Here is an 11,374-nt window from a genome sequence, read left to right as displayed (position 1 = left end):
GGGGAAAGACCCGCATGTCCCCGGTGCCGTCGGTCTCGCCGAGAGTATCGCTTGAGTGGCGACGGAAATTCGTTTGAGCGAGCGGCGGGTCCAGAGAGATGTAGTTGCGGGACCAAGCCGTCCACCTAATGGACGACGACCACGGGGATTTCCGCCCGACGGACGACTTTCTCGGCCACACTTCCAAACATGATCCGACCGACACCTGAAATCCCCCGACTCCCGATGACGATTTCGTCGATGTCGTTTTCCTCCGCGTAGGAAAGAATCACGTCCTCGGGATCCCCGAGTTCGAAGTCGGTCTCGATTACCGCACTCATCTCAGTCGCCTTCGCTTCGATATCATCAAGGAGTTTTTCTGCCTCTTCCTTGTGGGCCTCCACTTGCGGAATGTCTTCGGGATCGGGTGCAGTCGCCGTGAAGTACCCTTGTGGGATTTCGACCACGTGCAGCGCCGTGATTTCCTCGTCCGAGAAGTGATTAATCGAGTACTCAAGTGCATCTTCGGCGTGTTTCGAGCCGTCGACTGGAACGAGTATTCCACCCATATATCAAAATATACTGGACAAGATTATTAATCTAATTGCGGAGTCCGCAGGTAGAATGCCATCGACAGGGTTTGGGTTAGTCAGAAACAGTATACAAACGGATACAGCAACCCGATTCTGTCACCGTCCTCCAACTGTGTTTGAAAGCCACCGAGATGCTCGTTGAACCGACCGTTGACAGTGACGCGGGCATAGCGGCGGACCCGTTCGCCATCTGGATTTTGATTCCACGTTCCCGGCAACTTCTCGGGCGGCTTTGCCCATCCGCTTGAGGCTTCCTCGCTTTCTTCACTTGCAAGGACAAGGTCCTCGACCGCGTATTCCTCGAAAAACGAATCGAGAAAGTCGGATAACGTCGTTCCCTCGAACTCATACTCGAAGCGAGACTGTCCGACTGCATCGTAGATATGGCCCGTACACCGAGCGGTTATCGTCGTCGTTGATTGACCCTTTCTGTCTACGTTGGCAGTTTCCATAAAGGTATAGAGGGTTTCACGGGGCAAAAGAAGAAAGCCGCACATGTTCGACCTCTCAGATGGGGATCTGTCAACCGTATCGAGTTGTGGGTCGCAGAATACGTTCAGTACAGTCCACCGATCAACCCCCCACCCCCCAACTCAGATTCGACAGGAAAAATCAGTCATCGGCTTCAACCCCTTCTTCATAGTCAAGCACTTGGTTCGGAAGCGGACCATCGTACCCTTCGGGAACGTAGGGACATAAGGGGTCACTCTCTAACTGATCGCCCGTATACGCATACGCGCGAGACCGACTACCGCCACAGACGTTACGGTACTCACAGGCCCCACATTTGCCGCGGAACAGGTTCTCGTCGCGAAGCGACTGGAAAAGCTCGCTGTCCCGGTACAACTCGACCAGCGATGTCTCCCTAACTGAGCCTGCAGACAATGGTAAAAAGCCGGACGGAAAGACGGTCCCGGTGTGGCTCACAAAGGCAAACCCATCCCCAGCCCGCACGCCGCCCCGCCGACCGATCAAGTCCGTGTTTGCCGCCGGTTTCTCGGCTGAACGGTTCGTTTCCATCGCAACGCGCCTGTAGTGGGGGGCTTCAGTCGTTTTGACGCCGAAGTCACGCTCCGTCGCTTGGGTAAGGAGCCAATTCATCACATCCTCCGCCCGCTCGGGACTGACAGGGTCGAGAATCCGGCCCCGTCCGATCGGCACAAGGAAAAAGACGGACCAAAGAACGGCACCGAGTGCCTCGACCAGATCTGCAAGTTCGGGCAAATCATCCACTGTCTCCTGGGTGACTGTCGTATTCACTTGCAGGGGGATGCCTTGCTGCTTCGCATAGGTCGCGGCATCCAGTGTCTGTTCGAACGTCCCAGGTTCGCCCCGAAACGTATCGTGGGCCGCTTCGGTCGATCCGTCGATACTCACGGCGAGTCGTTTCAATCCAGCATTGGCCAGGTCGTCGATGACGGCCGGATCGAGAGAAGACGTTCCACTTGGTGTGAGCGTCATTCGAAGGCCCAGATCGGTCCCGTATTCGATCAGTTCCGGCACATCATCCCTGGCCAACGGGTCACCACCCGAGAGAACGACGAGTTGGTTTTCGTCGAATCGAGCAGCCTCGTCGAGAAGCGCTTTGCCCTCCACCGTGTCCAATTCTAATGGATGGCGATCGGGTTGGGCATCAGCTCGGCAATGCTCACATTCGAGATCACAAGCCTGTGTCACCTCCCAAATGAGAACGAACGGTCGCTGATCCGTGTCGACTTCACTCGGCGGACCCATATGTCTCGGGCTAATCTTTGCCTAACTATGAGTGCAGGGCCGAACATATTCCCGAACGACCTCCATCGACCGTTTGTGCCTGTAATAACAACAGTCGACTGACCGGCCGCCGACTCCGAGATGGATTGGTCAGGCAGGGTGCTTTGCGTCGATTTGTGAAGCGACGTAATCGAACTGGAGCTCGAATTCCCGCTTCCGTTGGGTTTTGATCATCGTACCATCGAGCACCGGGGCCAGAACACCCCCCAAGGTAAATTCGGTTGTTGCGATGAGCTCACAGCCTTCCACTGTCATTTCGAGGCGATATTCAGTCCACATCCGGTCGAAAACCCCCTCAACTTGGTCGAATTCGAGGAGCCGCTCACTCTCGACTCGATCAAGAGTGAGTTCGAAGGTTGCAATCCCGATATCTCGAGACACCCTATACGACGTTCCATCGACGGTTACCCTGTCGAATCCGGATGCACGAATAAACGCAGGCACATCCTCGAGAATACAATCCCTCACAGCACTTCCAGGCGCGTCGAAGGATCGTTTCACGGTTACTGTTTCCATATCCAGACCACTCACGAAGGGCCTTGATAGGTTTTGGCGAACCTGTTCGGTAGACCGATAGCGATTTATCCCAAGAGCTGATGTGTTCCGAACATATTCGGGGATAGCCCGGTTACCCCCGATTCCACGTATGCCCCAAGCCACCCTGACGATCACAATCCCGGACACGCTCTGGATCGGAGCGATAACCCGAGACTACCCCAACGCGGAATTCAGAATTCTCTCTGCGGTCTCTGGGGACGAAACGGGGGTCGGCCTCGTCGAAATAACCGGCGCAATGGTAGACGAAGTCCTCTCGGCCTTCGAATCCGTCCCCGAAACACGGGAATTGAACGTCCTGGGCCGAGAAAACCAGACTGGGTTAGTCCAGTTCGAAACCACCGAACCGACACTTCTCTTTCCGATCGTCGGTTCCGGAATCCCCTTGGAAATGCCCTTCGAACTGCAGAACGGTGAAGCGATCTGGGAGATCACAACCTCTCAGGAGCGGCTCTCCCAATTGGGAGAGGAACTCTCAGCGTTCCAGATCCAGTATACAGTCGAGGAGATCAGGTACACCCTCGAAACGGAGACACTCCTGACGGATCGACAACTCTCGTTGATCAAAACAGCGTCCGATGCTGGCTACTACGATTCACCACGAAACGCAACCCTGACAGAGGTGGCCGATGCAGCCGACATAGCGAAGTCCACGTGTAGTGAAACGCTGCAGCGGGCTGAAGGGAAAATCATCGGCGAGTTCCTCTCTGATGAAGAGTCTATGAGTGAATTTCAGTAAGTCAGCCAAACTGAACATGTTCGGGGTTCCTGTCACGTGAACGTGACTCCTACCGATTTGCATGGGACTCTTCAAGAGCGAACCGGACGTCAAACACGGGTTCGACGAATACGATGAGTTCGTTCCCGAACACATCCCCGAACCTGGACCGGCGCTCAGCGAGTACGAGCTATTGACCGGATCGGAGCACGTTCGGGTGCACAAGATCGCCAGGGACGTTTTCGAAATGCGGGGCGTCTATGACAGCACCTTCGGATACAATCTCGCAAAATTGAACCTCGACCACCGGCATCAAAACGCCGGATTTCGGTACGCGGTCACGGATGATTTGAGGCTCATCGCGGAGTTCAGGCCGACCACACCGTTTTGCCCCCAAAGTTCAGTCCTGACGACTGCAGCACATCGAGCCTGGAACGGAGAGGCCGAGGAGCACGATTTCGAGACCGTGGAAATCCGCATCGATCCGATGCACCAACACAGCGAGGCAGTGAACGAGAAACTGACCGAGTTAACACCAACGGAGTGATCGACTCACACCCCGTCAGTTCGCTGGCTCTCGATGACGAAACGTCATCAGCGCGATGACTTCAAGGATTGTTTCTGGACGGTGCCGCCATACGACCAGGCCCATGTTGAACGCGAACATGATGACCCCCGCTCCGAGAACGTTCCCACCGAGAACGAGGACCCACGTCTGGGCGCCAAGCAGTTCTCCAACCCACAGTGTCACCAGTCCGAATGCGAGCAACCAGAACTCGACCCGTGCAAGTCCCGCATGATAGAGGTCGTCGATCATTGGGACTGGTTCGTATCCGAGTTTGTCGCTGTATTGGTGAAACCAGATAATAAAGGGGACAACGTGGTAGAAGGTCCCGATTACGGTGAACGTGAAAAATCCGACAAAGAGGAGATGTGTCCCCTGCGGACTGCCAAATCGGAGAAAGTAGGAGAGTGGATCGCCAAGCCACCTCGGGATCGAGAGCCCTACCCACCCAATAACTGACAGGGCAACTAGCCAGTAGCGCCGGAGCATTGGGCCTGGGTCAACTTGTGCTGCCCACAAACGGCGGATAAGCACCAGAGCAAAAGCCACCATTCCCGTGAGGAGGAGAAATCCGCCGAGTCGTGCGAAAATGAGGGACTGAAACAATCGACCGCCGGACAGCAAAAACACACCCACAGGCAGTGCAACCATCTCTACCTGGGCAAGGGAGGTATCCAACTGACTGGGGGCCGCCTGGGTAAACATCGGCCCAAGTTGATACAGTGCCCCAACGATGGTGAGCGAAACAAACCCGAAGACAGTGAGAGTTAGATGGGCCATGAGCAAGCCGTGTGCGGTGAATGGGAGTGGCTCCAGAAACCGGAACGCAAAATCACTGGAAAGGAGCCAGCCAAGGACAGTCGCGACCAAAAGAGCCCCAACCGCAACGAGAAAATGGGCCTCGGTGATGTCCATCTCCCCCACCGGAGGCAATGACCGGATTATCGTGTACCCGAACAGCCAAAATCCGACCACAAGGACACCCGCTGTCAGCGGAAACCACTCGTATGCACTCGTGAAAAATACGGCAACCACCCCACCAACCCCAATCAGAACCAGCCACAAACTCACGAGTGAAAGGCGTTCGGAGTGTAATTTCGTGCCGGACCAGACGGGAACAAACTGGATCATCGCGCCCATAATCGTGAGGCCAAGCCATCCAGCGAGGAGGAGATGAAGGGTACCGACACTGCTCGCCCGAATTGGGAGGAACAATGGTCCAAGACTGGCAACGCCGCCACCGAGTAACAACAACCCCGCTCCGGCCAGAAAATGAGCAAACGGGAGTGATACTGGTGGTTGCTGGTCGGTTTCCAGGTCAGAGGTAGATGGTTGCATAATCAGAAGGCAAAATCTCGTTCCGTCACTGCTTCATTCTCCTCACCCGCAGTTAGATGCATCGCTGTGCTAATTCCACCGGGGGACGCCGAAGTTCCTCCCCCGAATATATTCGGCAAAGTTGGAGGTCGTCACAATCGAATATGTTCGGGGAAATCGTTGATAGTGAGACTGCCCAATGGGTCGCCATGGAATACAACGGGCTACTAGAAGAGGCACATGTCCCAGCAGTGAGCGAGCCGACCGAAGTCGATGTCAGAGACCTTCCACCGCCCGAACCGTTGCAAGAAACCCTCGGAACCCTCGAGTCGATGGATGGCGCTGGGCTCCTTGTTCAGATCAACGACCGACAGCCACAGCACCTGTTTCCGATGCTTGAGGAGCGTGGATATGCGTATGAAAGTACTGGCGAGGACCCCGCGTATACAGCGATCTGGGAGGATTAGGATAGAAGCAAACGGTCCGATTTCGTTCGCCGTGGTGGGTGGGCTCTTCCTCACAAATCATTTTCTGGTAGTGCCCAAAGTGGAATCAGTCGTCGGTGGCTCTGATACGGTGTAAATAACAGCATCGCCCGTTTCGATTATTGCAGTGGGGATACTATTGATCGGATTGAATATCGACAGCCCCTATATTGGAGCACCGGTCCCTTTCGGTCCTTCAGATCTGCGATCAGTCCATCCAAATGAACTGTAAGAGTTCGCTCGCTTAAGGGACTCGGAGAATCAGAAGCGATGCTCCTGCGTGTTTTCGTTCTCACTTGGCCCGGAACTCTTTCACGGACAGTCCGAGTACCAATCGGACTCTACGTCTCGGCAGGGTCATACCACTCGACGAGATTCCGAACGGCCCGTCTGAGCGTCTCACTGGCCGTCGATTTGTTTACACTGGTCCGTTCGGCAACATCTCGAACTGTTGCTTCGCGCGGAATTTCGAAATAGCCGGCGCGGTGGGCGGCCTCGAACACCTCCTCCTGACGGGCGGTCAAGCCGGGGCGATTCGCCGTCTCTGGTTCCCCAGTCCCGATCCGGTCCACAGTATAGGCCAATCCGGAGTGTTGGAGATGTGTGCTGAGATTCGAAAGTCGGTCCTGTGAGGTGGTAAACTCCCAAGTGGCGATTCCCCTCGTGATATGAATCGGTGTCTCGAGTGGGACTCCGGCCGCAAGAAACGGTTCGAGAATGCTGGTTTCCCGAGTTTCGATTTGAAAAACGCCACGAGTACTGTCCACTGAGAGCAGATCGACCGTCTCCAATTCGGTTCGTGACTGGAGACTGCCGAGAACCGCACTTGGTTCGGTAGTTTCGACTTCCAAAACTGCATGTCCGCTTCCTTCATTCACGAGTATTGTCAGGACTCGAAAGTCCGTCTCGGAAAACGAATCCGTGATCTGGCCGATCCACGAATCCTTAGGCATCTCGATCGTTAGTTCGACACCTGGCATCTACAATAGAGGTGAACGCTCTTGCCTTTATAAATACCCCCGTCCATGTTCGGCTACCGCCACATGTTCCCAATAATCCATTCCAGCAACTGGCCCGAACGCAGGTCCACATGTCTCGTCTTACAGGACTGGTGGTCGTGGTGATGGTTGCGAGCCTTGCGCTCGGCCCAGGGATTGCCGTTGGGACAGAGGATCCCCGTTTCGAAACGACTGTCTCCGAACGCTACGTCACGCCAGGTCAGACCGAGTCCCTCTCCGTGACGGTGCTCAACGACGCCGAAGACGCCGATGAGGAAGTCGAGAAGGCAACAAACGTCAATGTGGAATTACTCGAAGGGGCCACGCCGTTCACCGTAACCTCCAGCTCGAGAAACCTCGGAACGCTTCGTGATGGAATGTCCACGCAGACAGCATTCATGATCGACGTTCCTCAAAACGTCGATTCGGGGACCTACACCCTTCCGGTCCGGATTACCTACGAATACGAAGGCGATGAACGGGAAACGACCACTCGACACCTCGCGGTGACCGTCTCCGACCGTGCCCGCTTTGAAATCATCGAGACAACGTCGGAAGTTAATGTCGAATCGGATGGATCAATGTCTGTGACCGTCGAAAACATCGGTTCTGAACTGGCGACGGATGCTACGCTTCAGATAGAGTCACGGACACCGGTTATCACCTTTGAAGGGTCTCAATCCGGAATTCGCTCGCTTGGGGATCTCAAGCCTGGAGAACACCGAACACTCCACTATAGTGTCACTACAAGCCAGATGGCTGAGCCCGATCAGTATCCCGTGACTGGTACGATCAAATACGACGACGCTGACGGTGCGAGAAAACCCTCGACACCCCTCGCAAGCACCGTCTCTGTCACTCGGGAACAGTCATTCACAGTGAACAAAACGAGTGCAGATCTCCGCGTTGACCGAGACGGGACAGTGACTGTCTCCGTGAAAAACACCGGTCCGCGTTTGATACAAGGCGGCAATGTGATACTCGAAACTGGCGACCGCTCGTTACACCCCACCCAGACCGAAGTCGCCGTGGGTGACCTCGACCCAGGAAAATCCGCCTCGGCCACATACGAAATTTTAGTTGACGAGGAGACGACTCCGACGGACCGTCGATTAACTGTTCATTTCGAATACGAAGACCCTAATGGTGACCGACAACGGGCCGATCCGAAAACGGTCCGAGTCGACGTCAAGCCTGAACAACCTGTCTACGAGGTCGAGACAGTTGACACCACGGTTGCCGCTGGTGAAACCGGGACGATCACGATTGGGGTGACTAACACCGACTCGGAGACCGTCAATTCGGTGAACGCCAAAGCCTATACGGACGCGCCAATATCGATATCCGACGATTCGGCCTTCATCAGCGAACTCAAGCCGGGTGAATCCACCACAGTCACCCTCCAAGTATCTGCCCCTGGAACCACCCTCATGAAGGACTATCCGATTTCATTGGACTTCCAGTACGACCAACCCGACGGTGACACGCTACTCACCGATACCTACGATGTTCCGATTACAGTCATCGAAGGGACCACGTTCTGGGAGAGCGTGACCGCGTCTATCCAATCGGTCGATGTTCCAAGGAACGGCCTCATGGGTGGGGCAGCGGGGATCGGGATCTCCGGGCTCGGATTTGCGTCACTGGTCGTTTACAGGCGTCGCAGCCACGATGAGTGAATCAAACGGGTTCGCAGCGACAATAGCCAGCCTGGTCGTCGACCGCCCCGGTACTGTCGTGATCGTCTTCCTGATACTCACGGGTGCATTCGGGGCTGGCCTCCAGCAGGTCTCGATGTCGGGGGGAACGGGACAATTCACCGAGGCCTCACCGGCCCAAGAGAGTTACGACGAGGTTCAGGCACAGTTCGGGTCGCCGTTTGCAGTCGAGACTGGAAGCACCCTCGTGATTCACCGGGACGAGAACGTCCTGTCAAAAGCGTCCCTGGTCCGAATGCTCGACGTTCAAGAGGGCGTCAGCGCCAGGTCGGGGTTGCGAGTACAGGACACGTCGAGTCCAGCGACGTATATCGCACGAGAATTGGACCCCACTGCCGACACACTCACAGCCCAACACCAGGTCATCGACCGAGCGACGCCATCAGAAATTGGTGGTGCAGTCGAGACCGCCGAGCAAAACCCGGAATTCCGAGAACTCCTGAGTGAGGACTTCAATTCCGAGTCGGCCCGGGCGACTGCCGCGATTGGTGTCTTTTCACATGAGGTGCCTGGACGCGATGAGACCGCTGTCGGAGTCACTGCTGACAGTGCGTTCCGTGAGACACAATTGGAACTCCAAGATATTGTGACGACGTATGAGGGAGACTTCACGGTGTATGGGAGTGGCATCATCGCCGAAGAATTCGGACAAATAATCGTCGATTCGTTACAAATCGTGGTGCCAGCCGCTTCACTGTTGATTTTGGGGCTGCTCTTCCTCGCGTTTCGAGATCTGTTCGACTTCCTGATCGGGGTGTTCGCCCTGGTGACGGCCCTCGTCTGGACGTTCGGCCTCATGGGGTGGGCTGGAATAGCGTTTTCCCAACTCCTCATTGCGATCCCACCGCTTCTCCTGGGAGTCGGGATCGACTTTGGCATCCACGTGATCAACGGCTATCGCGAACGGGCCACAAAAGAGGGTTTGGCGGCCGCCATGCGGCCAACAATGCGTCAATTAGTCGTCGCCTTTGGCATCGTAACTGGCACGACCGTCCTCGGCTTTTCAGCCAACTTGACGAGCCAACTCGCGCCGATCCGTGACTTCGGTGTCATCGCAGCGCTCGGCATCCTGGTCACGTTCCTCGTCTTCGGCATCTACCTACCAGCAATCAAAGTGCTCGTGGAGCGTCTCAGAGAACGACTCGGATCCCAGAGCGAAGAGACCCAACAGACGGGGGTCAAGAGTCCGATCGGAAAGGACGGCAGCGTCCTCGAACCGTTGCTGACCGCTGGCATCGTATTCGGCAGACGAGCACCAAAGCTGGTTCTCGTCGGTGTTCTGCTCACCGGCATCGTTGCCGGGGGGTACGGAGCAGGCGTCGAAACCAGTTTCTCGGACGAGGATTTCCTCCCGCCCGAGGACATTCCCGATTACATTGAATACGCGCCTGAGCCGTTTGGAACCGGGACGTACACTGTGACAGAATCGACGAACTTCCTCGAAGCCAACTTCGAACCCTCCAGTTCGGATTCACTCACGATCTATTACGAACGGCCGATGACAGGCGATACCAGCCTCGAACTGATCGATCAAGCCGGCTCGATTCCCCCGTCAGCGATCGAGCAGTCCGGTGTCCGCACCGAAAGCAGGAGTATCCAGACCGTGATCGACACGTATGCGTCCCAATCCCCCGAGTTCGCCATATTGGTCGCTCGAAATGATCGGGACGGGAATGGAGTTCCCGATGACAACCTCGAGGCGATCTATGCGGCACTTCGTGACTCACCCCACGAGGCGTCTGTCGAGCGCTATCTTTCCGATTCGAACAGACAGACCGTGGTCTATTACGACGTGGAAAGTGATGCAACTCAGTCAGAGGTCTCCGCAGCAGGGACACTACTGGAAAACAGACTTCGTGGTGATGCGACAGCGACTGGGACCACCGTCATCTTTGCCGACATCGCGGGGCTGATCTACGAATCCGCGATCATCAGTTTGCTCGCAGCGATCGGGATTACGGCCGTGTTCCTCGTCCTGGTCTATCACTTCCTCTTCCGGGAGTGGATGTTAGGGCTGGTGAACCTGTTGCCCATCTTGCTGACGGTGACACTTGTCCTCGCGACCATGCGTGCCTTCGACATGAAATTTAACGCCCTCACGGCGACGCTTCTGGCAGTCACCATCGGAATGGGTGTCGATTACTCGGTTCACCTCGTCCACCGCTTCATCGAGGAGTACGAGGGAACGACGTCAGTATACAACGCCCTGTATCCCACAATGCGTGGGACGGGTGGCGCACTGACTGGAAGTATGCTTACCACGGCAGCGGGTGTGGGGATTCTTGGGATAGCCATCACGCCCATCCTCCAAACGTTCGGTATCCTCACTGCACTCAGCATCATCTATGCTTACCTGACCTCGATGATCATCTTGCCGGCTGCGTTGATTGTCTGGGACCGATTCGGATCGATGACGGAGCAAAAACACCCACAGGGAGATACAGTTGTTACTGATGGTGGTGACCGTGAGGTCGACGAATTCGAATGGGTTGCCGACGGTAGAAACCACGAATTCAAACGGGTTGCTGAGGGTGAAAACGACGAATTCGAATGGGTTGCCGACGGTAGAAACCACGAATTCAAACGGGTTGCTGAGGGTGAAAACGACGAATTCGGATGGATCGGTGACGGGTGAAAAGCCATTTTCGGCTCTAATGGTTTCTTAGAACGGTT

11 protein-coding genes are annotated in these 11,374 nt (G+C 55.6%); 5 read left to right on the top strand and 6 right to left on the bottom strand.

Going from position 1 to position 11,374, the window contains the following annotated elements; translation table 11 throughout:
- Positions 1–125: 125 nt before the first annotated feature.
- The 4 genes from V5A26_RS05640 to V5A26_RS05625 form a co-directional block, all read right to left on the bottom strand.
- Complete coding sequence (locus tag V5A26_RS05640; protein WP_332321034.1) at positions 126–548, bottom strand: universal stress protein; 423 nt, start codon at positions 546–548, stop codon at positions 126–128.
- Positions 549–628: 80 nt separating this feature from the next.
- On the bottom strand, positions 629–1,024 hold the full coding sequence (locus V5A26_RS05635) for a pterin cluster protein (RefSeq protein WP_332321033.1): 396 nt from the start codon (positions 1,022–1,024) through the stop codon (positions 629–631).
- A 160-nt stretch (positions 1,025–1,184) separates the two neighbouring features.
- Positions 1,185–2,306 (bottom strand): TIGR04053 family radical SAM/SPASM domain-containing protein, encoded by a 1,122-nt coding sequence (locus V5A26_RS05630; protein WP_332321032.1) that lies wholly within the window; start codon positions 2,304–2,306, stop codon positions 1,185–1,187.
- Between the two features lie 129 nt (positions 2,307–2,435).
- Positions 2,436–2,861, bottom strand: coding sequence for a hypothetical protein (locus V5A26_RS05625; protein WP_332321031.1), 426 nt, complete (start codon positions 2,859–2,861; stop codon positions 2,436–2,438).
- 130 nt (positions 2,862–2,991) lie between these two features.
- Between V5A26_RS05625 and V5A26_RS05620 the strand changes: the two genes are divergently transcribed.
- Both V5A26_RS05620 and V5A26_RS05615 read left to right on the top strand, forming a co-directional pair.
- Positions 2,992–3,639 (top strand): helix-turn-helix domain-containing protein, encoded by a 648-nt coding sequence (locus tag V5A26_RS05620; RefSeq protein WP_332321030.1) that lies wholly within the window; start codon positions 2,992–2,994, stop codon positions 3,637–3,639.
- A gap of 61 nt (positions 3,640–3,700) precedes the next feature.
- Entirely contained in the window at positions 3,701–4,165 is a 465-nt protein-coding gene (locus V5A26_RS05615) for a hypothetical protein (protein ID WP_332321029.1), read from the top strand.
- 15 nt (positions 4,166–4,180) lie between these two features.
- Here the strand turns inward: V5A26_RS05615 and V5A26_RS05610 are convergent, their stop codons facing one another.
- The gene (locus V5A26_RS05610; protein WP_332321028.1) at positions 4,181–5,521 is read right to left on the bottom strand and encodes a hypothetical protein; all 1,341 of its coding nucleotides are present in this window, start codon (positions 5,519–5,521) and stop codon (positions 4,181–4,183) included.
- Between the two features lie 143 nt (positions 5,522–5,664).
- Between V5A26_RS05610 and V5A26_RS05605 the strand changes: the two genes are divergently transcribed.
- Entirely contained in the window at positions 5,665–5,967 is a 303-nt protein-coding gene (locus V5A26_RS05605; RefSeq protein WP_332321027.1) for a DUF2249 domain-containing protein, read from the top strand.
- Between the two features lie 359 nt (positions 5,968–6,326).
- Here the strand turns inward: V5A26_RS05605 and V5A26_RS05600 are convergent, their stop codons facing one another.
- The gene (locus tag V5A26_RS05600; RefSeq protein WP_332321026.1) at positions 6,327–6,965 is read right to left on the bottom strand and encodes a helix-turn-helix domain-containing protein; all 639 of its coding nucleotides are present in this window, start codon (positions 6,963–6,965) and stop codon (positions 6,327–6,329) included.
- Between the two features lie 110 nt (positions 6,966–7,075).
- Here V5A26_RS05600 and V5A26_RS05595 point away from each other — a divergent pair, with 110 nt between their 5' ends.
- Both V5A26_RS05595 and V5A26_RS05590 read left to right on the top strand, forming a co-directional pair.
- Entirely contained in the window at positions 7,076–8,662 is a 1,587-nt protein-coding gene (locus V5A26_RS05595) for a COG1361 S-layer family protein (protein ID WP_332321025.1), read from the top strand.
- A complete protein-coding gene (locus V5A26_RS05590; protein ID WP_332322264.1) occupies positions 8,655–11,336 on the top strand; it encodes an efflux RND transporter permease subunit in 2,682 nt (893 codons plus the stop codon). The genes V5A26_RS05595 and V5A26_RS05590 overlap by 8 nt, the downstream gene beginning before the upstream one ends.
- Positions 11,337–11,374 lie beyond the last annotated feature (38 nt).

This window comes from Halodesulfurarchaeum sp. (assembly GCF_036626455.1).
GTDB lineage: Archaea > Halobacteriota > Halobacteria > Halobacteriales > Halobacteriaceae > Halodesulfurarchaeum.
This window is presented reverse-complemented; position numbering and strand designations above follow the sequence as displayed.

Coding starts and splice junctions, on each gene's coding strand:
- V5A26_RS05640 (WP_332321034.1), bottom strand. CDS start 548: ATGGGTGGAATACTCGTTCCAGTCGACGGCTCGAAACACGCCGAAGAT.
- V5A26_RS05635 (WP_332321033.1), bottom strand. CDS start 1,024: ATGGAAACTGCCAACGTAGACAGAAAGGGTCAATCAACGACGACGATA.
- V5A26_RS05630 (WP_332321032.1), bottom strand. CDS start 2,306: ATGGGTCCGCCGAGTGAAGTCGACACGGATCAGCGACCGTTCGTTCTC.
- V5A26_RS05625 (WP_332321031.1), bottom strand. CDS start 2,861: ATGGAAACAGTAACCGTGAAACGATCCTTCGACGCGCCTGGAAGTGCT.
- V5A26_RS05620 (WP_332321030.1), top strand. CDS start 2,992: ATGCCCCAAGCCACCCTGACGATCACAATCCCGGACACGCTCTGGATC.
- V5A26_RS05615 (WP_332321029.1), top strand. CDS start 3,701: ATGGGACTCTTCAAGAGCGAACCGGACGTCAAACACGGGTTCGACGAA.
- V5A26_RS05610 (WP_332321028.1), bottom strand. CDS start 5,521: ATGCAACCATCTACCTCTGACCTGGAAACCGACCAGCAACCACCAGTA.
- V5A26_RS05605 (WP_332321027.1), top strand. CDS start 5,665: ATGTTCGGGGAAATCGTTGATAGTGAGACTGCCCAATGGGTCGCCATG.
- V5A26_RS05600 (WP_332321026.1), bottom strand. CDS start 6,965: ATGCCAGGTGTCGAACTAACGATCGAGATGCCTAAGGATTCGTGGATC.
- V5A26_RS05595 (WP_332321025.1), top strand. CDS start 7,076: ATGTCTCGTCTTACAGGACTGGTGGTCGTGGTGATGGTTGCGAGCCTT.
- V5A26_RS05590 (WP_332322264.1), top strand. CDS start 8,655: ATGAGTGAATCAAACGGGTTCGCAGCGACAATAGCCAGCCTGGTCGTC.